Raw genomic sequence first — 24,382 nt, forward strand, 5'->3', positions numbered from 1 at the left:
CGTTCCAACGGTGATAACTTATACACAGCCAATATTAGCCTTTCAGCGCCGCAGCACCGCTCACGATTTCAGTCAATTCAGTTGTAATCGCAGCCTGACGGGCACGGTTGTAACTAATCTTGAGTGATTTCAGTAGTTCGTTCGCGTTTTCTGTTGCCTTATCCATGGCAGTCATACGTGCTCCATGTTCGCTGGCATGACCATCCAGTACTGCTTTGAACAGTTGTGTATTCAGAATTTTAGGCATCAGCTCGGTAATCAATACCTCGCGCTGTGGTTCAAAAATAAAATCAGCTTTTTTGCTTTTGTTCTTTTGCTCTGCTTTTGGAATAGGCAGGAATGGTTCAGCAACAAAACGTTGCGTAGCGGCATTTTTGAATTCACTATAGATGATTTCAACTGCATCGAATTCCTTGTTCTCGAAAGCCTTCATCGCGGCAACTGCAGCAGCTTGCACATTTTCAAAGCTCAGCTGCAAGAAGATATCTTTAAAGGTATCGCTTGTCTTGAAGCCAGATTTTGTCAAGCTTTCCCAACCTTTCTTACCAATATTCCAGATGGTTACATTGCCTTTTTTGTACTGCTCAGCATATTTCTCAGTAGCAGTCAGTTTAGCCAACTTAATGATGTTAGAATTATAGGCGCCGCAAAGACCACGGTCGCTGGTGATCACAATCAGCAATACTTTCTCTACATTTCTTACCTCAGCCAATTTCAGGCTGGTATCGCCTTCCGCACTGCTCACAATATTGCTCAGCATTTCTTGCAGTTTCTGTGCGTAAGGGCGCATTTGGATAATAGCATCCTGTGCACGGCGCAGTTTGGCAGCACTCACCATCTTCATGGCTTTGGTGATTTGCTGGGTGCTCTGCACACTTTTAATCCTGTTACGTACCTCTTTTAATTGACCTGCCATATATGCTGTGTTAAATTGGCTACAAAAGTAGCAGAATCGGGGGGAAATTCAAGCGTAAAATCGGGGTGTTTTTCTGCTGATTTCATCAAAACCTAACTGCAAGTCCCAGCCCCTGCGATGCCGGAGTGATCTGCATGCTCGGAAAAGCTTTCAGCAAGGCTTTACCATTATTACGATGTATGGCGTATTGTATGATATCGAAAATCAACAGGAATCCGCCCTGCATCACCAAACTATTGCCCACGCCCTTTAATTGATTGTCTGTCAGTCTTTTACCTCTTTCATTCAGGTACATACCCGTTGTCATATAGGCAAGGTCCAGTCCGGAATTCAGTAGCAAGAGTTTTTCAATCTTTTGCTGGGCTTCAATATTCTCGGCGAGGGTATATTGGCGGCCTAATTCTTTGCGCAATTGCCAGAACCCATAACCGGCAATGGCCAGGTTAACCACATTCCAGTAAACATTGGTCTGATGGAAATACTTATCACTGTTCTGGGCATTGGATGCTGCAATGCCACCCTGCACAATGTTGAGCCCGGCCCAGGCACTGAGGATACTCAGGTTAATCTTATTGATTGCATGCCTTTTAATGGCAATGGAGTCCGGCTGAAAATCCTGTGCGTGCAGGCTGAAACTGCACAATAAGGCAATGAGAATGGGGGCTTTTTTCATTGTTTTACCGTTAAGTATTTGATAAAGATGCCATTGAACCCGTTTCCGAACCCAGCTCAACGCAAATTCTTTACATTTGGCGGCTCAAAATTGAGGTGACAGAATGGCTTTAGCAAACCCTTCGCACCATTTTTGACAAAGGATTACCAAAATAACCTCATTACATAAGGAGCAGACCAATATGTTACAATTCATTAGCCGCTTGTTTGGCGGTAGCAAAAGTGAGAAGGATGTAAAGCAGATCCAACCGGTGGTAGCCAAAATCAATGAGTGGTTTCAGCAATACCAAAGCATTTCTAATGACGAGTTGAGAGGAAAAACTGCTGATTTCAAAGCTAGGATCAAAGCCTATCTCGGCGATATTGACAAGGAAATTGCTGCAAAACAAGCTGAAGCAGACGCATTGGCAGATACGGCTATTCATGAAAAAGATGCGATTTACCAAGAAGTAGATAAGCTGAAAAAAGCGCGCGATAAAAAAATCGAAGAGATTCTGGAGAAAATTTTACCTGAAGCTTTTGCTGTGGTAAAAGAAACTGCGCGTCGCTTTAAAGAGAACACACAGATAGTTGCACAAGCCACTGATTTGGATCGTGAGCTTAGCGTTAAAAAGCCTTATATCAAAATTGAAGGTGATCAAGCTGTCTTTCAAAACAGCTGGCAGGCTGCTGGTAATACCATCACCTGGAATATGGTGCATTACGATGTACAGTTAATTGGTGGTACTGTATTGCATCAGGGTAAGATTTCAGAAATGGCTACCGGTGAAGGTAAAACCCTGGTATCTACACTGCCTGCTTACCTGAACGCTTTGGCTGGTGAAGGCGTACACCTCGTAACAGTGAACGATTATCTGGCACGTCGTGACTCTGAGTGGAATGGCCCCATATTCGAATGGTTGGGACTTACCGTAGATTGTATCGATAAGCATCAGCCCAATACAGCTGAGCGTAGAAAAGCCTATCTGGCCGACATCACTTATGGTACGAACAACGAGTTTGGTTTCGATTACCTGCGCGATAATATGGTGCACTCACCAGATGAAATGGTACAGCGCAAGCACCACTACGCGATGGTGGATGAAGTGGATTCTGTATTAATTGATGATGCCAGAACGCCATTGATTATTTCTGGTCCTGTTGGACATTCAGATAATACACAGCAATTCTTTGAACTGAAACCAAGAATTGAAAAACTAGTGGAAGCACAAAAGCGTGCTACTAATCTTTTCCTGAATGAAGCCAAGAAGAAAATTGCTGAAGGCGATGATGATCCCAAGAGTGGCGGATTAGCCCTCTTCCGCGCACATCGTGGTTTACCCAAGAACAATGCATTAATCAAGTTTTTGAGTGAGCCAGGTATTCGCGTTAAACTGCAGAAAGCAGAGAACTATTATCTCGCTGACCAGCAGAAAGAAATGCCACATGCAGATGCAGAATTGTTCTTCTTCATTGATGAAAAGAATAATTCAGTAGATCTTACGGACAAAGGTATTCAGCTGATTACCGGTGCGGGTGAAGATCCTAACTTCTTTGTGTTGCCAGATATCAGCGTTTCGCTGGCTGCTGTTGAGCAAGACGGCAATCTGTCTGCAGAAGAAAAGTTGCAGCGCAAAGAAGCTATCCTCAATGAGTATTCAGTAAAAGCAGATCGTATTCATACTGTACAACAATTGCTGAAAGCCTACACTTTGTTTGATAAGGACGTAGAGTATGTGGTGATGGATGGTGCGGTGAAGATTGTAGATGAGCAAACAGGTCGTATTCTTGATGGTCGCCGTTATTCTGATGGTTTACACCAGGCCATTGAAGCAAAAGAGAATGTGAAGATTGAAGCATCTACACAGACTTATGCAACCATCACTTTGCAGAACTATTTCAGGATGTACCACAAGCTGGCTGGTATGACCGGTACTGCAGAAACAGAAGCAGCTGAATTGTGGGATATCTATAAACTGGATGTGGTGTCAATCCCAACCAATATCCAGGCAATCAGAAAAGACGAAGAAGATCTCGTATATAAAACCAAGCGTGAGAAGTACGGTGCAGTGATTGATGAGATTGAAAAATTGCGTGGTGAAGGTCGCCCCGTACTGGTTGGTACAACATCGGTTGAAGTGAGTGAATTGCTCAGCCGTATGCTCCGCCAAAAGCAAGTGCCGCACAATGTGTTGAACGCAAAGCAGCATGCTCGTGAAGCACAGATTGTACAAGAAGCTGGTTTGGCTGGTGCTGTTACCATTGCCACCAACATGGCCGGTCGTGGTACGGATATCAAGCTCGGCCCCGGTGTAAAAGAAGCAGGAGGTCTGGCCATCATCGGTACAGAGCGCCATGAATCACGTCGCGTGGATCGTCAGTTGCGCGGTCGCGCTGGTCGTCAGGGTGATCCTGGTTCTTCTCAGTTCTTTGTGTCTTTGGAAGATGATCTGATGCGCATGTTCGGTAGTGAGCGTATTGCTAAAGTGATGGACTTTGCCGGTTACAAAGAAGGTGAAGTGATCCAGCACAGCATGATCACCAAATCTATTGAAAGAGCACAGCGCAAAGTGGAAGAAAACAACTTCGGTACACGTAAGCGTTTGCTGGAATATGATGATGTGATGAACAAGCAGCGCTCAGTCATCTATACCAAACGTAACCACGCTTTGTTTGGAGAACGTCTGGCACTGGATTTAGATAACGCATTTTATGCTGTTGCGGAAGGACTGGTTAGTTCATTCAAAGAAATGAATGACTTTGATGGTTTCCGTATGGCTGCGATTGTGAACTTTGGTATTGATACATCCATTACGGCTGATGAACTGAATAAGCAGTCTGAACAAGCACTTGCCGAAAAACTCTACGCAGAAGCCATGAATACCTATCAGCGTAGAAAAGATGAGCTGACCAAGCAGGCGCTACCTGTATTCAAAAACATTCGTCTGCAGCAAGGCAATCATATTGAAAATGTGGTAGTGCCATTCACAGATGGAAAAAAGGGTATGCAGGTTTTGGCCAACATGCAAAAGACCATCGATACCAATGGCGCTGAACTAGTGAATGCTTTAGAGCGCAATGTTTCACTAGCGCTGATTGATGATGCATGGAAAGAACACTTGCGCGCAATGGATAATCTGAAGCAGAGTGTGCAGACAGCAACCTATGAGCAGAAGGATCCATTGGTGATTTACAAGATGGAAGCATTCAATCTCTTCAAGAATATGGATGCAGAAGTGAACAAGAATATTGTTCAGTTCTTAAGCCATGCACAAATTCCTTTGGCTGAAGGTGAGGAAGTGCGCGAAGGTCGCCAGGAGAAAACAGACCTGAGTAATATGCGCACACAGAAAGATGATATGGACGGCCTGTCTAATAATTATGCCAACGACAACGAGTATTATGATCCAACACCTACTAAACAAGAACCAGTGAAAGTAGGTCCTAAGATCGGACGTAATGATCCTTGTCCTTGCGGCAGCGGAAAAAAATACAAAGCCTGTCATGGCAAAGACCTTTAAATAAAAAATCCCTCGCAATGCTGCGGGGGATTTTTATTTAAAAGCACACAGTTTTATTTGATACGATAGCTGATTCCCAGATCCATGCAAAATGATTTAATCTGAGAAGTGGTATTACTGGCATTGGTCCAGGTGTATTTTCTAGTACCTACGCTGAATTTAAAACGCCATGTATTTTCCGTATGAAAATCCATGAAGTTTACACCCCAGCCGCTGAAGTAAGGTGAGCGTGTTACATCTTTATAACCTTCTTCCGTAATTTTTACACCGGGTGAAATGCCGCCTTCAAAGTACAAGCCATTTAATGCCCAGAGTCCACCCATTGCCAGCCAATCAACACCGAAAGGCAGTTTTTCTACCCACTTGCCCTTTTGAACAATATCCCAAGGTCCTTTTCTGAAAGCAAAAGGGTACAACCTTCCGCCTACAGGTTTTTGTGTCATCTTAGCTTCTGTAAGAAAAGTGGTTGTATTGGTAAAGGACTGTGGCTCTAATCCCGCAATGGCTGATAAACGCGCATTCAGCTGTTTGCTATAAGGTAGATGTAATAATGCGTATTCAAGCGTAATTCTGGGTTGTAAGCCTTTGGATTTGTAGAACTGGCCAAAAACTTGCGCTGCTTTTGGATTGGCAATGCCGATGGTAATATCCAAGCGGTGATTATCGCCTCTGTTTTCATCACTGTCTTTTTTCTGTGCCATGCTAAGGGTGGCAATACTCAGCATCGTCAGGAGCATGATTGGTTTGATGGGTTGCATATCTGAATTTTTTACAAAGCAAGTTTTTTGCACATCCCCCTCAATACCCGCTACAGGGTATTTTCACTTTTCAGCAGACAGGTAATGCCTACTTTTGTGCAAAATCTGGACATGTCGATAGCAGCAATCATTGATCATACTGTTTTAAAGCCCACTGTATTACTTAGTGATATTGAGCAAGTGTGTGCAGAAGCGAAGGAGTACGGATTTGCATCTGTTTGTGTGCCGCCCAACTTTGTGAAGCATGCCAAAAAGCATACAGCAGGCAGTGCCGTGAAAGTGGCTACAGTGATTGGTTTTCCATTCGGCTATTCGGCGGTGGAAGCAAAAATTGCAGAAATTTTACTGGCCATGGTTGATGGAGCAGATGAGCTGGATATGGTGATCAATATTGCAGCCATCAAGAATAATGATTGGGAATACCTGGCGAATGAAATCAACCACATCATGCCCATTGTGAAGCAGCAAAACAAAATCATCAAGATCATCATCGAGAGTGGGGTGCTAACAGATGAGGAGATCATTCGCTGTTGTGAATTGTATGGCGCTGCTGGCATTGATTACCTGAAAACTTCTACTGGATATGCAGAGAAAGGTGCATCTGTTCATGCAGTAAGCTTATTTAGAAAACATCTGCCTGCACATGTTCAGATTAAAGCATCTGGTGGTATTCGTGATTATGCGTTTGCAGCTGAACTGGTAAAAGCCGGCGCAACAAGGCTGGGTTGCAGTGCCAGTGTGGCCATTGCAAAAGGGGCTGCGGCCGAAGCTGGTAACTATTGATTTTTTATGTACATTACTGAAAAATGCGTTTGAGTTTATTGATCATAACAACTTTATTTATTTCTACTGTTTTCGGTCAGGATTCTATTGTTGTAAAGAAGGATCCGAGATTGGATGTATTGTCTGCTAAACAAGCACAGATCAATAAACGTACATCTTTGGTTACCAGTAGTGGTATGATCAAGGGTTTTCGTTTGCAAATAGTCAGCACAACCAATAGGGATGTTGCTCTGCGCACAAAAGCTGATCTGCTTTCCCGCTATCCAGAGCACAAAGCATATCTCTTGTTTCAGTCGCCCTACTTCAAAGTGCGGTTCGGTAATTTTCTGAAAAGAGAGGATGCAGAGAAAATACGTAAGGTCCTGAACAAGCAATACCCGCAGGGTGTGTTTGTGGTGGAAGATGGCATTGAATATACATTGAAAGACGACGAAGAATTATAAACTATGCTCGCAGAGAAGATTAAGGCATTGGCTGCAACACATGCAGGAGAGTTTATTGGTGTAAGAAGACATCTGCATGCGCATCCTGAATTGAGTTATCAGGAGTTTGCTACCAGTCAATACGTGCAGGAGCGTTTGCAACAGGAGGGTATTGCTTTTGAGGTAATGGCTACTACTGGTATTGTTGCTACCATTCAGGGAAAAAATCCCAACAGTCGTGTAATTGCTTTGCGCGCTGATATGGATGCGCTGCCAATTCAGGAAGAGAATCAAGTACCTTATTGTTCTACCAAGCCCGGCGTGATGCATGCTTGTGGGCATGATGTACATACAACCATTTTATTGGGTGCTGCAAGAATCCTGCAGCAATTGAAAGATGAATGGGAGGGCACAGTGAAATTGTTATTTCAGCCAGGTGAAGAAAAAAATCCCGGAGGTGCCAGTTATATGATTCGTGATGGTGCATTGGAAAATCCCAAACCATCAGGCATTATTGCCTTACATGTACATCCGGGTCTGGATGTAGGTAAGCTTAGTTTCAGAACCGGTAGGGTAATGGCCAGTGCGGATGAAATTTATATCACTATCAGAAGCAAAGGCGGCCATGCAGCTGCACCGCACCTTACTGCTGATACGATATTGATAGCATCACAATTGGTTGTTAGTCTGCAACAAGTTATTTCGAGAAACAACAATCCTACTTCGCCATCGGTACTATCTATTTGTTCTTTTCAGGGTGGATTTACCACCAATGTCATACCGAGTGAAGTGAAGTTGATGGGTACTTTCCGTGCTATGGATGAAGCCTGGCGTTTCAAAGCACATGAGCTGATTAAACAACAGGCAATTGGATTGGTGACGGCTATGGGTGCAGAAGCCGATGTACATATTGATGTTGGCTATCCAACTGTTGACAATGACCCCGCGCTTACAAACAAAGCTTGGCAGTTGGCAGAACAATACATGGGTAAGACCAATGTGGAAGAAACGGAAATGCGCATGGGCGCTGAGGATTTTGGTTACTATACCCAGCAGATACCTGGCTGTTTTTTCCGTCTGGGCGTGCGAAATGAGGCCAAAGGCATTGTGCACAACGTACATACACCTAAATTTGATATAGACGAATCTGCTATTGCCATCGGTATGGGTAATATGGCTTGGCTGGCAGTAAGCGTCTGAAAAAACCGCATCATGCGAAAAAGCTGGTTGATAGCTGCCTTAATACTGCCATTGATGGCCATTGGTCAGACTACAAGTGCCGATGCAAATACTTTTCGTTGGATAATCATCATCCTGGGGTGTTTACTTTCTGCTGCTATAATATTCATCGTTTTTCTTGTTCAAAAAATTGGTCAGCATAAAAAAGATGCTGCAATGCTGATGCAGCAACAAGACGAGATCATTCGCACCAATAGAGAGGTACAAAAGCTCAATCAGGTAAAAGACAAAATATTTGCGATTATCTCCCATGATTTGCGTTCCCCGCTTACTTCCACGCATAATTTATTGGATCTGCTGAATCAGGGACTCATCTCTCATGAAGAGTTTGCGCCCTTTTCCAAGCAGTTGCAGAATGATGTACTGAACACACTTATTTTAACAGAAAACCTGTTGAACTGGTCTAAAACACAACTGAATGGTGTTGTGCCATATAAGCGCGATTTTCATTTGCAACCAGTCATTGATGAAGTAATCCAAACCCTGCACTCTTTATCAAGGGCTAAGGATATCATGATTGAAAACCAGGTGCGAGATCATTTGGTGCATTCGGATGCAGATATGATTAAAATGATTGTCCGCAATATTCTTTCCAATGCCATCAAATTTACGCCGCATGGGAAATTGATTTATATCCGCGAAATTCTCAGCGATCATAAACTGCTCTTGCAGATTACAGATGAAGGTGTGGGTATGAGCCCCGAAAAAGTAGATCAGTTGAATCGAAAAATGGCCGAGAGTACCCGTGGAACAGACAATGAAAAAGGTACAGGTATTGGTATGCGATTGGTACTGGACATGATTGCAGCTTTGGATGAAACCATCACCATCAGCAGTCAGGAGGATATGGGTACAACTGTGACGGTTTCTATTCCGCTGGTTTCCTAGCCACTAACATAGATTATCGTATTTTGCGCGCCTGTTTAGGTTATCCTGAGCAGGCGCGTACTTAATTAGCATGTATGACAAAACAAAAGCACGATCTGCGTAGAGAACAGGCACTGGAGTATCATGCTTCAGGAAGACCGGGTAAGATTGAGGTAATCCCTACCAAAGAAGCAAAGACGCAGCGCGACTTATCACTGGCTTACAGTCCCGGTGTTGCTGAACCATGTAAAGAAATTCATCAGAATAAAGAAGAGGTTTATAAATACACTGCTAAGGGTAATCTGGTAGCGGTGATTACCAATGGTACAGCCGTATTGGGCCTGGGTGATATTGGTCCTGAAGCCAGCAAACCGGTGATGGAAGGAAAGGGTGTACTCTTCAAAATTTTTGCTGATATCGATGTGTTCGATATTGAAATCAATGAAAAAGATCCGGAGAAATTTTGTCAGATTGTAAAATCGCTGGAACCAACTTTCGGAGGCATCAACTTAGAAGACATCAAAGCACCGGAATGTTTTTACATTGAGCGCAAGCTGCGCGATGAATTGAATATTCCTGTGATGCACGATGATCAACACGGCACAGCCATCATCAGCGGTGCTGCTTTGCTGAATGCATTGGAATTACAAAAGAAAAAGATTGATAAAGTCCGCATCGTGATGAATGGTGCGGGTGCTGCAGCCATGGCCTGTGCACAGATGTATGTGGCTCTTGGTGCCAAGTATGAAAACTTTATCATGTTCGATAAAGATGGTGTACTGCATGAAGGCCGAACCGATTTAGATGAACTGCGTAGAAAATTCATGGTGAAGAAATCAGATTGGGATTTGTCCAAAGCCATGAAGGATGCAGATGTGTTTGTGGGCTTAAGTGTTGGCAATGTGGTTACGCAAGACATGATCAAATCCATGGCCAAGCGTCCAATCGTATTTGCATTGGCAAACCCCAATCCTGAAATTACTTACGATCTGGCTGCTGCAGTGCGTGAAGATTTAATCATGGCGACTGGTCGTACGGATTTCCCCAATCAGGTAAACAATGTATTGGGCTTCCCTTATATCTTCCGCGGAGCATTGGATGTGCGCGCGCGTCAGATCAACGAAGCCATGAAACTGGCTGCTGTGCGTGCATTGGCTGAACTAGCCAGAACACCGGTGCCTGATATCGTAAACATGGCGTATAACCAGAAGAATATGTCTTTTGGTCCGGAATACATCATCCCCAAACCACTCGATCCACGTTTGCTCTCTACTGTTGCACCGGCTGTTGCCAAAGCTGCAATGGAATCAGGCGTAGCGCAAAAGACGATTGATAACTGGGATGCATATAAAGTAGAATTGAATAAGCGCCTGGGCTTGGATAACCAGTTGATTCGTGCATTGGGTGCCAAAGCACGCAGAGATCCTAAGCGTTTGGTATTTGCAGAAGCGGATAACTTAAAAGTCATCAAAGCTGCCAGCATCATTTACGATGAAGGAATTGCATACCCCATTCTGTTGGGCGAAGAGGAAAAGATCAGACGTATTGCGGATGAACATGATATTGATATCACTGAACTGCCCATCATTGATCCGCGCAGCAAAGAGCTGGAAGAAAAGCGTCACTTCTATGGTGAACTGTTTTTCAAAAAGCGTCAGCGCAAAGGCTATAATCATTATGAGAGCCTAAAAATCATGAAAGACCGCAACCATTATGGTTGTATGATGGTGGAAACAGGTGATGCCGATGCCATGATCTCTGGTTTAACCAGGAACTATGATCAGGCTATTCGTCCGGCTTTGCAGATTATCGGTACAGAAGAAGGCGTGAAGAAAATTGCAGGTATGTATCTGCTACTCACGAAGAAAGGTCCGCTCTTCTTGGCAGATACAACCGTAAACTTCAATCCAACTGCAGAAGAATTGGCAGATATTGCTATGTTGGTGGCCAAAGAAGTGCGTCATTTCAATATTACGCCGCGTATTGCCATGCTGAGCTATAGCAATTTCGGTAGCAGCCAATCACCTGAAGCCAAATTGGTGGCAGAAGCAACCCAGTTGTTGCGTCAACGCAATCCATCTTTGATTGTAGATGGTGAAATTCAAGCCAGCCTTGCTTTCAATAAAGAAATTCTCCGCGATAATTATCCTTTTAGTGAATTGGTTGATGAAGATGTAAACGTACTCATCTTCCCCAACCTTACTGCCGGTAACGTGGCCTATAACCTCCTGCGCGAAATTGGTGGTGCGGATGCAATCGGTCCGATTTTGTTGGGTTTGAAAAAGCCGGTACATGTATTACAATTGGGTAGCACTGTTCGCAATATTGTGAACATGGCCTTGGTGGCAGTAGTGGATGCACAGTTGAAAAGCCGAGTAGATACCGATGATGTGATTCAGCGTAGCAAATGGTGGCAGCGTTTAAAGAAAAGAAAACGGTAAATTCGCCACATGAAATTCTTCACACATTTCGGTGCCTTCCTCATCATGCTCAAAGCCATGTTCACCAAACCGGAGAACTGGCGCATGTATTGGAAAGAATTGATGCACCAATGTGTTGAAATCGGTATCGGCTCTTTACCCATCGTAATTATCATTTCCGTATTTCTGGGTGCGGTAACCACAGTACAGACAGCGTATCAATTGGTGAGTCCGCTCGTGCCTAAGCAAACCATTGCACAGATTGTCCGTGATAGTGTGATCCTGGAATTATCTCCAACCGTTGTCAGTATCGTACTGGCCGGTGTAGTAGGTAGTAAGATTGCCAGCGAACTGGGTAATATGCGTACCACAGAACAAATTGATGCTTTGGAAATCATGGGCATCAATACCCATACCTATTTAATTCTTCCCAAGATTTTGGGTGCTTTAATCGTAGTGCCTTGCTTGATTGTACTCTCTGCAGTGCTCGCTATCTGGGGCGGACGTACAGCCGGTAGTGCTGCAGGCATTTTGGCTACGGATATCTTCGATGCGGGCCTGCGTCAGAACATCGTTTTCTATAACATCAATTTTGCGCTATATAAGGCTTACACTTTTGCCTTTATCATCAGCAGTGTACCTGCCTATTATGGCTACCATGTAAAAGGCGGTGCTTTGGAAATTGGCAGGGCCAGTACCAGCGCTGTGGTGGTGAGTTGTATCCTCATCCTGTTTGCCGATTATGCGTTGGCTGCTTTGTTGCTCTGATTTTTCGTTTTATTATGATACTTCTTGCGCTGCATTGAGTAACTTTCCATCAAACGATTGAAGTGAGTCCACAATTTGCACGCGTGAGGTCATTGCTCATGCATCCCATCAAATACCGTTTATTCCTGTTCAGTAAACTGCCCATGGCATTTTTGGCCGGCTTGCGTATTACTGAATTAGATGCATCGAAGTGTACGATTTATGTAAAGTACCGCTGGTTAAATACCAACCCATTTGCCAGCATGTATTTCGCTGTTCAGGCCATGGCGGCTGAAATGAGTACCGGTGTGTTGTGTTTAGCCAATATTCACGGCAGAAAACCCGGCTGTAGTATGTTGGTGGTTCAGATGGAAGCTCAGTTTCAAAAACGTGTAACGGGTTATGTGCATTTTACCTGTGCAGATGGTGCAGCTGCGCAAGCGGCTATCAATAAAGCCATTGAAACAGGCGAATCACAAACCATTGTGATGCGCAGTGAAGGTATCAATGATAAAGGCGAAGTAGCAGCGGTGTTTCAAATTACCTGGTCATTCAAAGCAAAAGGAAAATAATATGCGGATCAGTTTTCATGGTGCGGCACAAACAGTTACCGGTAGTAAGCATTTATTACAACTAAAAAATGGCATCAATATTTTGCTGGACTGCGGCATGTTTCAGGGTATGGGTAAACAAACCATTGACATGAACATGCATTGGGGTTTTGATCCGGCTGATATTGGTTACCTCATTCTCTCGCATGCACATATTGATCATTCTGGCTTGATACCCAAATTGTATAAAGATGGTTTCAGAGGGCCCATCTATTGTACGCCTGCTACCAAAAAACTGGCAGCTATTCTGCTGGAAGACAGCGCTGAGATACAGCGTGATGATACAAGATTTACAAACAAGAAAAGGGCTAAGCAGGGTTTACCACCTTTTGAGCCCATGTATTCAGTAGATGATGCATTGGCTGCAGTTGGTTTGTTTGTATCAGTGGAATACGGAGAATGGTTTCAGGTTTGTGATGGCGTAGAAGCCATGTTTACGGATGCAGGGCATATTATTGGCAGTGCATCGGTAAACCTGAAGGTAAAAGAAGATGGTAAAATCACCGCCCTAACATTCAGTGGAGATATTGGACGCTATCGCGATGATATCCTGCGTTCACCCGAAGTGTTTCCGCAGGCAGATTACATCATCATGGAAAGTACTTATGGCAATAGCTTGCATGATGAAGTTCACCATTCTGTAGATACATTCCTGAAATGGATTGAACATACCTGCTTGCAAAAAAAAGGTAAGCTCATCATTCCTGCGTTCAGCGTGGGTAGAACGCAAACCTTATTGTTATTACTGAATCAGTTGGAATTAGAACGCAGATTGCCTAAGATCAATATCTACGTGGATAGCCCACTGAGTAAAGAAGCAACTGCTGTGATCAAATCTTATCCGCAGTATTTTAATAAACGTTTGCAGAAAGTAATGCAAAGCGATGCTGATCCATTTGACTTTACAGGATTGCATTTTATTGAGAACGCAGAAGAGAGTAAGCGATTGAATGAATTAAAAGATCCCTGTGTCATTATATCGGCAAGCGGTATGGCAGATGCGGGCCGCATCAAGCACCACATCATGAATAATATCGATAACCCGAATAATACCATTCTGATGGTGGGTTATTGCGAACCACGTTCTCTGGGTGGTAAATTGATGGCTGGCGTGAAGGATGTGCGCATTTTCGGTGAGGATTTTAAAGTAAAAGCAGAAGTAGGTAGTATGCGCAGCATGAGTGCGCATGGTGATTACGATGATCTGCTGCAGTGGCTGTCTTGCCAGAACAAGCAACAGGTAAAACAATTGTTCTTAGTGCATGGCGAGCCGGATGTGATGGCAGATTTTAGTCAGCGCCTGCAACGCAAAGGTTTTGAAGTAGTGATGCCTGAAATGCATCAGGGTTTTGGGTTGTAAGTGCGCTTGCATGCGCGAATATGCTTGATAGGGAGAATTGCGATTGGTCAGCGACCAACATCTGAAAGAGACTTTAAAAAATTTTCTAGTCGATAAAACCCTTCTTTACCTACACCTCTGTATAAAATTTCTCCAGAGGGAGATAGAAGTATGAAAGTGGGATAGGCATCAACTTTGTATTTAATGCTCAATGGTTTGGTTGTAAACTCTTCGTAAACATGTGTCCAATTCATTTGATGCCCATTCACATGTTTAAGCACATCTGCTCGATTAAAATCGCATGCAATGCTGATTAGGTTAATTCTCTGTTTATACTGTCTTTCCATTGCTTTCAACTCTTCCGTAAGTTCAATACAAGGTTGACACCAAGTTCCCCAAAAATCAATCAGCGTGTACTTTTCTTGTTTTCCGCCAATACGAATTGTCTTGTTGGTGTTTTCCAATAATTGTCCATTACTTATTGGAAGATGGTTGAATACTTCTAATCCTTCTTTTGAGTTGCCTTTATGCTCAATCTCACTCAAATAAATTTTGGAAAGATGATCAGGAATTGAGTCTATTGTAAAAAAGCGTCCTCCAAGAAGTAAGGTGTCGCCATCGGTGTAAGTTACATTAACCAGTTGCACATTTTGGTTATTGAATGCAAGAGAGGAATCGAAGAATCGAACAGTATTAATTTCTTTTTTTCCTCTATTCTTTTTAAGCATTGTGTTAACAGAAAAGATATATTTTCTGTCATTTAATAAAAGCGATCCATGTTTGTTGATGACTTGTATTCCTAGTCCAAGATTGATTGGTTGTTTGTTTGTATTTTTTTGATTGAAGTGTTGAATTTCCAAGGAGTTTTTCTTTAAATAGCCGATAAGCGTGATGGAGTCATTTTTGAGTACCGTTTTAACTATTCTATGTTTATAGGTAATTGGGTTATTCTCTTTATAGCTTTTGGTAAAGTCAATTTCGCCGGGTGTTTCTGCATCGGTACAAATTGCATAGTTTTTGCCCATTTTAAATAAGAATACACTTATCGGCAATTGTGGTGCCATATAATTGATGTCAATAAAGTAAAGTGATCCAGTAATTGAATTACCGTAAACTGAAACAATTGTGTCTTTTAAGAAATTATAGTTTTGATAGAAGCCATTGTATTTGTTCTGTTTATTCAGAGAGGTATCTAAATAAGCGTTGAAACTTAGGTCAACGCTATATTTGTTTGTCGTTCTTTTTAGATCAGTCTGACATGCAACCAGTAAACAGGCTAAAAACACACTAAAGACATGTGCGATTTTCATGGAATGGGCGTAGGCTAAATCCTTTAAATGCTTTTCTTGACTAAATCTACACAATATCTCGCACCCTTGCTGGTCGCCTGACCAGCAAGCTGTAATAACTGATTGTGCTTTTGGGAACTGGCTGTTGGTCAGCGACCAACAGCGGCGGGCATATACTTCAATCATGATGGATAGGTGTTAAAAACAAAAATCCCCACATTGCTGTGGGGATTTTTCGTACCCGGTACGGGAATCGAAGCTGCTATTTGTCATTTTAGACAGTTTTGCGTGTACAACTACTATTCAAAATCAATACGTTGAAAAGCTTATTTCTTCACTTTCGCCCGCGTTTTCGCCCCAGTTTTCAGGGCTTCTAGCTCCTGCTTTAATGCTTTCTTTTCCGCTCTCAGCTTGGCTATGGCTATCTCAGCACTTTGCAGCTTCAACACTAGCTGATCAAAGTTTTCTTTGGTGAATGCCATGTAAGAAGCAGGATCTTCATTCAGTAACCAGGGCGCATCATCCTTAAACATTGGGCCAGTGCCTAAGTGTAAGAATGTAGGATGCACATGGTAATGCTTCAGTAGTACCTTCTGCAGCTCGTGCCAATGTTTTTGAGGAATATTCCTTCTCCCTTTCACATAATGGCTGTAATGCGCGGATTCAAGCCCTAATTGATTCAGTAATTCCGATTTATGTCGGAATTTTTGGTGCAGTTCAATGTGCTTTACCAAATACTCAAGTACCTGTGCTACAGCCCTTTCAAAGGGTGTTTGCAGCACTGTAGATGCTGTTTTCATAAATTTTTAAAATTTTTTTTGTCGAAAATTTTGTCGAAAAGGCAAAAGCATATACTTTCGCTCTGTAGGGAAGAAACAGGGAGCGAATAGGGACAATACAGGGACACACTAAGGACTGGTAAACTTTAGTGTTCAATCTAAATGCCAAACTTTATATATACATGCCTGCCGCTAAAAAATTTAATAAGAGACTTCCTAAGAATTGGAGACAGAGAGTTTCAGAAATCCTTGCAAATCAAGGAATAGAGCTAACATCGCAGCAGGTTTATGATGTTTTGAGAGAAAGAAAAAATGACCTTAAAATTTTAAGAAAAACAGTGTCAGCGAGAAATAAGGTCGCAAAAGAGTTTGAAGCCTTACAGCGTAAGAAGCAACAAGCAATAAAGAAATAGATCATTTTTTTTAACCAGCCATGTCGAGAAAAATGTCGAACGCAGTAAATACCCCCGATGCTACCGGAGCAAACATGCACCAGATTAGATGGATGGCTACGCAGTTGTTAGAAGCCGTTAACGGGCTTCCTGGTGCTGTTTCTCTTGGTAATAGAAATGTAAAGACCATCAATCAGCAAGAGCTGCGCAACCATTTCCGCCAGCGTATTGCATTGAAGTTTCAACAGAAATATCCAAACGCATGATGTCATTTGATTTTATACTAAGCCTGTATTGCTTCTATCGCGCTAGAGTAGAAGCATTTGGAATCTGGTGCGTAGAAAAATCATTTGTACGCAAGCGAATGAAAGAATATGAATACATGTGGGATGTAGCAGACCACAGCAATCTATTCGCAGAACTGGGTTTTCAAAAACTCGGTAATGGGTACGAGCTCATAATAGCTGATCACACCCAGTCTTTCTAGGCCGGGTAAAATTGAATTGAAGTTCTTTTTCATATGGCAAGCAATCGTTTAATCACGCGGGGTGTTTCTACACCCTGCTTTTAAAAAAGCTTGCAAAACGAATGGCCCTGTTGTACCGAGGGCTTTATAAATGCCGGTACAGAGGGATTGAATACTTAACTAAATAATGCTTTTGGTTACGGTTATTTTCTCAGCCATTCCAATCCCTCAACATAGCAAGGTGGAGCAGCCCGGTAGCTCGTCTGGCTCATAACCAGAAGGTCGGCAGTTCGAATCTGCCCCTTGCAACAACCCTCGAAAAGGGGAGTAAAAAGTTCTTTCAATTGTTCGGGTGTCGGCCCATGGCGAAAGCCGGCTAAGGTCGCAGGTTGGGTACCAATGCCTGCATGGGAGAGGATAGGAATGCTACAGTTATCAGCCAATGATAGCTGCCCTATCAAGTACGAACAAAGTGCCATGGTTGAAAGAACCTATCCCCGCACAAGTAGAAATCCTGTAAAGGCATACAGGTGAAGCAACGGCCACCCGATCTGATTCGGGTGGCTTTATGAAATGAACGCTTTGAAAAAGACCATACTACTCATACTGGCTGTGCTCATTTGTGAGCTGTTAGATGTGTTGTGTTTGAATGATACGCCAGATGCGGAGTTGGATGATTACTGGAATTAAACAACGCCCATATGCAAAAAGAAATGTTCACTGCTTCTGTAATGAAGCAACTAAAACAGCCCGCTCCACGGGTTAAGAAAGAGCCTAAAATCTGGAAGCTTTCAGATGTGCTCCCGTTCGGCCAGTATGCCAGATGCACCGTTAAAAAGGTTGCAGAAATCAATCCTCATTACTTGGCATACCTGCAGCACCAATACAAAATGCAATTCGATGCAGAAGTAAGGCAACACATTCTCCAATACCAAAATGCTGCCCGATGAATACAATGGAGAATACCGCACACCTCATCAGAGATTGTATTCAGCATTCAACCACAACAGATGAGCTAAAAACACTAAGCAAATTCACCAGGCTATTTGTGTTTGAGAAATATAGATCTGTGCAGGAAGAAGAAGCACAGAAAATGGCCGACTGCCTCATTGCTGAAATTAATACCAAACACCTCACGCTAAAACCTGCATTATGCTCATCTCACAGCGAAGCACCAAAGAACTAAAAGCCATTCAGGAAGAAGCAGAATGGGCCATCATTGAGCGCCAAATGCGCATTAACAATGGGGCGCCCAATAGCAAATACCTGAAGCAATGCCAACGCAGAGATGGCATCATTTCCTCAACCATTAAAGCTGAGTTAGATGGACGCAAAAAAAGAGATTAAGAAGCAAAGCAGGGTAGTGCTTGCCACTGCCATCATGTGGTTTTTGAACTTCTGTGCAGGATTGATTTTAGGCAATTCTTCCTTCATATTCATTGGAGGTTTCTCAACAGCTGTTTATGCCTACGGGTACTACGACATTTTGAAAACATTAAAAAGTCTTGATTAACCATGCCCAAAACCAAAATACCCATCACCATTCCTGATGGACAAACAAAAGATAGTGTGCTCATGGAAGCCATCAGCATTCTTGGAAATTTAAGAGCCAGTAGTAAAAAGTTTGAAAGCGAGTTTGGCCACCATAATAGAAAGCGCAAAAGATATTGGGAGCAGCTTGCTGATTCATTGCTGCATGAAGTAGGCTACATAGCCGAAAACGCCCAACCCGCTGAATAACCCTTTCCTAACGCTGATTTTCCTTACTACCCATGAGCTATTTTCAAGAGCGTTTACAACTACTTGGCATAACTGAAGAAGACAACCAAATAAAGCTTCTTCAATACGATAGTGCAGCTGGAGCCAATGTGCTAAAGCCGGTGCCCATTTTTCGCGAACACAAAAAGGGCATTGAGATTATTGTCTACACCATCCACAGAGAGCTTATACGCATAGAAAAAGATGGTGCCGGCCGTAAAGATGGTACCAAAATGAAAGACCATTGGTCTATCGTTCGTCTGGAGACTCCCGCCATCAAGCCAAATGGCGATACCATGAAGTACCAAATGCCTAAAGGGCATGGTTCTTACCCATTCTTTCCACCTGCTTTACTAGATAAGTTCGATGCAGCCACACCCATTAAAACCCTGTACATCATAGAAGGCTTTTTCAAAGCTTACAAAGGTTCTATGCACGGGCTAGATATTGTGGGTGTAGCATCTATTACGCACCTGAAAAACAAAGAAACAGGTGGCCTGCATGCTGATATTTTAGAACTGATTAAGCAGTGTAAAGTAGAAAGAGTGGTTTGGCTAACTGATGGCGATGTGTTCGACCTCTCATCCAAAGCCAATGATCCTAAAGAGCAGGTGGATCTGTACAAACGCCCATACAGCTTTTACAGCTCCATAGCTACGTTTAAAACCCTGTTGGATGATTATGATGTGGAGAAGTGGTTCATGCACATCAATACAGACCAAATCCATCAGGAGCACCCAGATCAGCCACGTGGCCAGTACAAAGGGCTGGATGATTTGCTTATTGCATTCCCCAATGATGCTGCAGATATTGTAGCAGATCTACAGCAGGTTTCTAAACGTGGCCGCTGGATTAAGAAGTACAACATTACTACTAGCACCAACCCGGTGTACAATGAGTTTCGCTTTCGCGATGTTACCGAGTTCTTCCTGTGGCACGTTGATAGAAAAGAAATTAGCCAAGACAAAGAATTCATATTCCACGGTTCGCGCTACCGGTACGATGATGAGAAAGGATCCTGCAAGCTCTTGGTGCCCGGTGCAGCTTCAGACTATTGCCGCGTAGGTACGCAATACTACAAGTTTGTAAAAGTGCCTAACAAGTACGGCCAAATGGAGCGCCAACTGTTGGGATGGGATAAAACCACCATCATAGACGATCACGGCAAAGACTTCCTAAAGCACGTTAGCAAGTACCAGGCCTTCTGCAATGTGCCTGATCACATCAACTATCAGCTTGTCATCCACAACTGCTTAAACGTATATAACCCGCTAGATTTTCAGCCTCAGGAAGAGAATGCCACAATAGATGATTTTCCCAACATCTATGGCTTTATGGTGCACATTTTCGGCCACAACAAAGTGCATTTTAAAGATCCTGCTAGTGGTGAGAAAAAAGAATACAGCATGCTTGAGCTGGGCATGGATTATGTGCAACTCATCTACCAACGCCCATGGCAGAAACTGCCTATCCTGTGTTTGGTAAGTAAAGAGAACAACACAGGTAAATCAACTTTTGGCAAGCTGTTAAAACAGATTCTCGGTGGCAACTGTGCCGTAGTAGGTAATCAGGATCTGGCAGGCGACTTCAATAAGCATTGGGCAACCAAAGCCCTGGTTATTTGCGATGAAACCAAGATCGATAAGCAAGCAGTAATCGAGAAAGTAAAAAGCCTCTCTACTGCAGAAAAGATCATGATGAACAGCAAGGGTAAAGATCACGTAGAGATTGACTGCTTCATCAAGTTTATGTTCATCACCAATAACGAAGAAAACTTCATTTATGCTTCTGAAGATGATATCCGTTACTGGATCATCAAAGTGCCAACCATCACCAAAGAGAATCCGGGATTGATGGATAATATGATTGAGGAAATACCTGCATTCCTCAATTTCCTAAGCAGAAGAAAAATGGTAACGGATAACCTCAACCGTATGTGGTTCCACCCAAGCCTGCTGAAAACAGAAGCATTGCGCAGAGTAATTGAATACAGCAAACCAACAGTAGAGAAAGAGATTATTGAATACATGCGCGATGCCTTTATGGACTTTGGTTGCGATGAAATATACATGAGTGGTGAAGATGTAAGAAAGGAAATACTCAACAACCGCTATGAGCGCAACTATGTGGCTAAGGTGCTAAAAGATAGCTTGAAGCTAGATATGTTTCATGTGTGGGATTTTGAAGGCAAAGAATACCCACATGATGGCGATGCTTTAAAAGCTGCCATGCAGAAGTATAAAGTTGAAGAGCTGCAGGCGCTCTCGATAATTAAGAAAGTATATAAAACAAAACGCTACAGCTATCCTAAGATGGCTGAGGATCCCGCTAAAAAGGAACGCAACAGATCAGAAGTAAGCTGCTTAGGTAGGCCATACATTTTCAAGAAAGAAAGATTCTTAACTGCAGAACAGCTGGCACACTTTAAACCAGATCCTGAGCAGAAGCACATCAGCGAAATGACGAACAATAGCGGAATACCGGATTCAGGTTTTGTGCCAAAAGAAGGATCACTATTCGATTAACATAAATAGGGCCGCTAAAGTATTGTGTATGATAGGCAAGTGAGGTTAACAATCGGCCTGTTGGAATGGGTAGCCAACAGCCACAAGAACAACACAAATTCAACATCATAGAAACAATCTTGAACCGGAGTGCTTTTCTGCCCGGAGCGGCCTTTTAAAAAACATTGTATGTACGACAATACACCCATTTTCTTAATTGTAGACTTGTTCTGCGGAGCCGGAGGCACAACAACCGGATTTACACAGGCAGAGATTGATGGCAACAATATTGCCAAAGTAATTGCATGTGTGAACCATGATCCAAAGGCCATAATCAGCCATTGGAAAAACCATCCAGAGGTAAATCACTTTGAAGAGGACATTCGCACACTTGACCTTACCGAGCTGAAAGAGATTGTTAAGTGGTGGCAGGAACGATATCCGGATGCATACCTTGTTTTATGGGCATCCCTTGAGTGCACCAATTTCAGCAAGGCCAAAGGAGGCCAGCCCAGAGACCCAGACAGCCGCACATTGGCTGAGCACCTGGATAGATACATTGAGGCAATTGATCCGGACTATGTGCAGATCGAGAACGTGGTGGAGTTCATGAGTTGGGGCCCACTTGATGAGAACGGAAAACCACTGAGCAAAAAAAGCGGTGCAGATTTCTTACGATGGCGTAAAGACATCTGTGAATATGGTTACTATGATGATTGGACAGAATTAAACAGTGCCAATTTTGGGGCATATACAAGCCGAAATAGGCTATTTGGGTGCTTTGCAAAGCACGGGTTGCCTATAGTATGGCCCAAGCCTACACATGCAAAAAATCCGGTTAAGGATAGCCTTTTTAATGGCACCCTTAAAAAGTGGAAAGCGGTAAAGGATGTGCTTGACTTTTCAGATGAAGGTGAGAGCATATTCAACCGGAAAAAAGCCCTATCAGATAAGACTCTGGAACGCATCTATGCCGGATTGATCAAGTATGTGGCCAATGGTGACACATCATTCATCAGTAAGTACTACAGTGGCCGTCCTGCAGGAAAAAACATTTCGGTAAATCAACCAGCCGGTACAATCACATGTATAGACTCTCAGGCACTGGTTCAGGCAAGTTTTCTATTGAAGTACAATTCTATGAATGAAGATGGTGTACATACACCACCTTCTTTGGAAAATCCATGTCCTGTTATTGCAGCTCAACCCAGATTAGGAGTTGTACAGCCAAAATTCCTTGCAGCTTATTACGGCAATGGAGACAATTGCAGCTCAGTAGAGAAACCATGTCCTACCATACCAACAAAAGACCGCTTCCAGCTAATATCACCGGAGTTTGCATCAGCACAGAATCAGTCAATAGATCGGCCAGCCGGTGCCATTCTCACCAACGATAAGCACAACCTTATTCAGGCAGTGCCATTCATCATGCCTACGAGCTATGAGAATAAACCGAAGTCAATTGAAGAGCCGGCACCAACCATCCAAGCCAGTAGGAGACATCACTACATTGTTAATCCGGCATGGGGTGGAAACAATGGCAGTGTGGAAGATCCTTGCTGCACAATAGTAGCAAGGCAAGACAAAGCTCCTTTGTACTTAGTACAGGCTGAGGCAGGAAACTATAGCATTCCGGTTTATGATGATGATACCGAGCCAATGATCCGCATAAAAATGTTCATGGCAGTGTATGGCCTTGTTGACATCAAAATGCGCATGCTTCGAGTATTGGAGCTGTTGCAGATACAAGGCTTTCCCGTTGACTATCATTTACACGGCAACCAATCAGATCAGAAAAAATTCATCGGCAATTCAGTTGTACCAGGAGTGATCAAAGCATGGTGCGAGGCCATGGGCTTTGAGATCATTCGCAGAATCAAAAAAGTAGCATAACATGAAAACACTCATCACCATCACAGCTATTTTATTAGCTGTAGTAGTAGCAGCGCAAAAGAAAACTTTTGTTGTAGGTGGTTTTGGCGGTGCCAACACCAGTAAAGCTTGGTTACAGGCAGAAGTAGCAGCAGGTTTCTGGAAGCCAAAATTTGGTGGATTAATGCTTGCCGGTAAGCTATCGCACGAAGACGCCAACAGCTTGCCTATTACCAAATACCGGCTGCTTATTAGCTACCAAGCATCTATACCAATGGGTAGAAAGCTGCTAAGCCCATACCTATCTGTTGGCCGCAACTATGCAGAAGCTGGCTGCAATTTTTACCTGCCTGTAAACTATAATACTAAAATGGGCTTGCGTGCCGGGTTTACCACCAACGGCTTTATCCTGGGCGCAAGCTTCTTAGGCATACAAAATCCCTTCACCTCAAAAAAACAGCACCATGCTAAAACTAAGTAAAGACGGCTCCAATGTTACTCTGGAATTTACACTGTCAATTGGTTACGTCATTCCATTTAGAGTTTGTAACCATACACCAATGAATGCACAGCTGCTAAAAGATGCCATGAATCAAACATTGCACAGCAGAATTGAGCGCATCCGCAAAGAAGCCTATGAGCAAGGCTGGAAAGATGCTAAGAGCAGAAAAGTAGCAAAGAAAACAACATTCAGTACCGATATCAACGCAGGTTTTTGGGGGTATTAATCATTTAAAATAATAATCATGAAAACAGCAAATGAAAAAATTGAGTCGGTTAAGCTTACTGCTATGCAGTCATTTTTCTTAGACTTTATCAATAAATCCAAAGGAGAGGTAAATGCTTGTTATGTAGCAAGAGTTTACTATGAATCTATAGGAAAACAAAGGCGTGCGGCATCAAGAGATTCTTTCGGACAAACATCTGCCGCGTATAGAACCTGCAGATTTTTAGTTAGTAAAAAATTGATCAATGAGCATCATTATAAAACATCTGGCGGATTCTCATATACAAATTATAGTGCCATAAAAACTCAAACAGCCTAATC

26 protein-coding genes and 1 tRNA gene are annotated in these 24,382 nt (G+C 43.0%); 22 read left to right on the forward strand and 5 right to left on the reverse strand.

Annotated features, from left to right (window positions below):
* Positions 1–34: 34 nt before the first annotated feature.
* On the reverse strand, positions 35–916 hold the full coding sequence (atpG, locus tag J0L83_14415) for an ATP synthase F1 subunit gamma (protein ID MBN8665772.1): 882 nt from the start codon (positions 914–916) through the stop codon (positions 35–37).
* 85 nt (positions 917–1,001) lie between these two features.
* The gene (locus tag J0L83_14420; protein MBN8665773.1) at positions 1,002–1,589 is read right to left on the reverse strand and encodes a hypothetical protein; all 588 of its coding nucleotides are present in this window, start codon (positions 1,587–1,589) and stop codon (positions 1,002–1,004) included.
* A gap of 181 nt (positions 1,590–1,770) precedes the next feature.
* On the opposite strand from J0L83_14420, the gene secA reads away from it, so the two are divergent.
* Positions 1,771–5,088, forward strand: a complete 3,318-nt coding sequence (secA, locus tag J0L83_14425; GenBank protein ID MBN8665774.1) for a preprotein translocase subunit SecA — start codon at positions 1,771–1,773, stop codon at positions 5,086–5,088.
* A gap of 53 nt (positions 5,089–5,141) precedes the next feature.
* Here the strand turns inward: secA and J0L83_14430 are convergent, their stop codons facing one another.
* A complete protein-coding gene (locus J0L83_14430; GenBank protein ID MBN8665775.1) occupies positions 5,142–5,846 on the reverse strand; it encodes a hypothetical protein in 705 nt (234 codons plus the stop codon).
* A gap of 111 nt (positions 5,847–5,957) precedes the next feature.
* On the opposite strand from J0L83_14430, the gene deoC reads away from it, so the two are divergent.
* The 8 genes from deoC to J0L83_14470 all read left to right on the forward strand — a co-directional run bounded on the left by deoC (position 5,958) and on the right by J0L83_14470 (position 14,295).
* The gene (gene deoC / locus J0L83_14435; GenBank protein MBN8665776.1) at positions 5,958–6,629 is read left to right on the forward strand and encodes a deoxyribose-phosphate aldolase; all 672 of its coding nucleotides are present in this window, start codon (positions 5,958–5,960) and stop codon (positions 6,627–6,629) included.
* 23 nt (positions 6,630–6,652) lie between these two features.
* The gene (locus J0L83_14440; protein ID MBN8665777.1) at positions 6,653–7,072 is read left to right on the forward strand and encodes an SPOR domain-containing protein; all 420 of its coding nucleotides are present in this window, start codon (positions 6,653–6,655) and stop codon (positions 7,070–7,072) included.
* Between the two features lie 3 nt (positions 7,073–7,075).
* Positions 7,076–8,251, forward strand: a complete 1,176-nt coding sequence (locus J0L83_14445) for an amidohydrolase (GenBank protein ID MBN8665778.1) — start codon at positions 7,076–7,078, stop codon at positions 8,249–8,251.
* Positions 8,252–8,263: 12 nt separating this feature from the next.
* The gene (locus tag J0L83_14450) at positions 8,264–9,178 is read left to right on the forward strand and encodes a HAMP domain-containing histidine kinase (protein MBN8665779.1); all 915 of its coding nucleotides are present in this window, start codon (positions 8,264–8,266) and stop codon (positions 9,176–9,178) included.
* 74 nt (positions 9,179–9,252) lie between these two features.
* Positions 9,253–11,598 (forward strand): NADP-dependent malic enzyme, encoded by a 2,346-nt coding sequence (locus J0L83_14455; GenBank protein ID MBN8665780.1) that lies wholly within the window; start codon positions 9,253–9,255, stop codon positions 11,596–11,598.
* Between the two features lie 9 nt (positions 11,599–11,607).
* Positions 11,608–12,345, forward strand: coding sequence for an ABC transporter permease (locus J0L83_14460; GenBank protein ID MBN8665781.1), 738 nt, complete (start codon positions 11,608–11,610; stop codon positions 12,343–12,345).
* Between the two features lie 98 nt (positions 12,346–12,443).
* Positions 12,444–12,896 (forward strand): DUF4442 domain-containing protein, encoded by a 453-nt coding sequence (locus J0L83_14465; GenBank protein ID MBN8665782.1) that lies wholly within the window; start codon positions 12,444–12,446, stop codon positions 12,894–12,896.
* A gap of 1 nt (position 12,897) precedes the next feature.
* A complete protein-coding gene (locus J0L83_14470; protein ID MBN8665783.1) occupies positions 12,898–14,295 on the forward strand; it encodes an MBL fold metallo-hydrolase in 1,398 nt (465 codons plus the stop codon).
* A gap of 47 nt (positions 14,296–14,342) precedes the next feature.
* Here J0L83_14470 and J0L83_14475 read toward each other — a convergent pair whose 3' ends face one another.
* Positions 14,343–15,749, reverse strand: coding sequence for a thioredoxin family protein (locus J0L83_14475; protein ID MBN8665784.1), 1,407 nt, complete (start codon positions 15,747–15,749; stop codon positions 14,343–14,345).
* Positions 15,750–15,889: 140 nt separating this feature from the next.
* A complete protein-coding gene (locus J0L83_14480; protein ID MBN8665785.1) occupies positions 15,890–16,363 on the reverse strand; it encodes a hypothetical protein in 474 nt (157 codons plus the stop codon).
* Positions 16,364–16,524: 161 nt separating this feature from the next.
* On the opposite strand from J0L83_14480, the gene J0L83_14485 reads away from it, so the two are divergent.
* From J0L83_14485 to J0L83_14545, 13 genes are all read left to right on the forward strand, one after another.
* Entirely contained in the window at positions 16,525–16,755 is a 231-nt protein-coding gene (locus tag J0L83_14485; GenBank protein MBN8665786.1) for a hypothetical protein, read from the forward strand.
* Positions 16,756–16,787: 32 nt separating this feature from the next.
* Positions 16,788–17,000, forward strand: a complete 213-nt coding sequence (locus J0L83_14490; GenBank protein MBN8665787.1) for a hypothetical protein — start codon at positions 16,788–16,790, stop codon at positions 16,998–17,000.
* On the forward strand, positions 16,997–17,221 hold the full coding sequence (locus J0L83_14495) for a hypothetical protein (protein MBN8665788.1): 225 nt from the start codon (positions 16,997–16,999) through the stop codon (positions 17,219–17,221). The genes J0L83_14490 and J0L83_14495 overlap by 4 nt, the downstream gene beginning before the upstream one ends.
* A gap of 214 nt (positions 17,222–17,435) precedes the next feature.
* Positions 17,436–17,509 (forward strand) — tRNA-Met (locus J0L83_14500).
* A 392-nt stretch (positions 17,510–17,901) separates the two neighbouring features.
* Complete coding sequence (locus J0L83_14505) at positions 17,902–18,150, forward strand: hypothetical protein (GenBank protein MBN8665789.1); 249 nt, start codon at positions 17,902–17,904, stop codon at positions 18,148–18,150.
* The gene (locus J0L83_14510) at positions 18,147–18,386 is read left to right on the forward strand and encodes a hypothetical protein (protein MBN8665790.1); all 240 of its coding nucleotides are present in this window, start codon (positions 18,147–18,149) and stop codon (positions 18,384–18,386) included. Before J0L83_14505 ends, J0L83_14510 begins: the two co-directional genes overlap by 4 nt.
* A complete protein-coding gene (locus J0L83_14515) occupies positions 18,353–18,547 on the forward strand; it encodes a hypothetical protein (GenBank protein ID MBN8665791.1) in 195 nt (64 codons plus the stop codon). Before J0L83_14510 ends, J0L83_14515 begins: the two co-directional genes overlap by 34 nt.
* Before the next feature lie 168 nt (positions 18,548–18,715).
* Complete coding sequence (locus J0L83_14520) at positions 18,716–18,940, forward strand: hypothetical protein (GenBank protein ID MBN8665792.1); 225 nt, start codon at positions 18,716–18,718, stop codon at positions 18,938–18,940.
* 32 nt (positions 18,941–18,972) lie between these two features.
* On the forward strand, positions 18,973–21,483 hold the full coding sequence (locus J0L83_14525; GenBank protein ID MBN8665793.1) for a hypothetical protein: 2,511 nt from the start codon (positions 18,973–18,975) through the stop codon (positions 21,481–21,483).
* Positions 21,484–21,651: 168 nt separating this feature from the next.
* Complete coding sequence (locus J0L83_14530; GenBank protein ID MBN8665794.1) at positions 21,652–23,355, forward strand: DNA cytosine methyltransferase; 1,704 nt, start codon at positions 21,652–21,654, stop codon at positions 23,353–23,355.
* A gap of 1 nt (position 23,356) precedes the next feature.
* Positions 23,357–23,815, forward strand: a complete 459-nt coding sequence (locus tag J0L83_14535) for a hypothetical protein (GenBank protein MBN8665795.1) — start codon at positions 23,357–23,359, stop codon at positions 23,813–23,815.
* Positions 23,799–24,062 (forward strand): hypothetical protein, encoded by a 264-nt coding sequence (locus tag J0L83_14540; GenBank protein MBN8665796.1) that lies wholly within the window; start codon positions 23,799–23,801, stop codon positions 24,060–24,062. The genes J0L83_14535 and J0L83_14540 overlap by 17 nt, the downstream gene beginning before the upstream one ends.
* Positions 24,063–24,080: 18 nt before the next feature.
* The gene (locus J0L83_14545) at positions 24,081–24,380 is read left to right on the forward strand and encodes a hypothetical protein (protein MBN8665797.1); all 300 of its coding nucleotides are present in this window, start codon (positions 24,081–24,083) and stop codon (positions 24,378–24,380) included.
* Positions 24,381–24,382: the final 2 nt, after the last annotated feature.

The sequence above is a fragment of the Chitinophagales bacterium genome (assembly GCA_017303835.1).
GTDB lineage: Bacteria > Bacteroidota > Bacteroidia > Chitinophagales > Chitinophagaceae > JAFLBI01.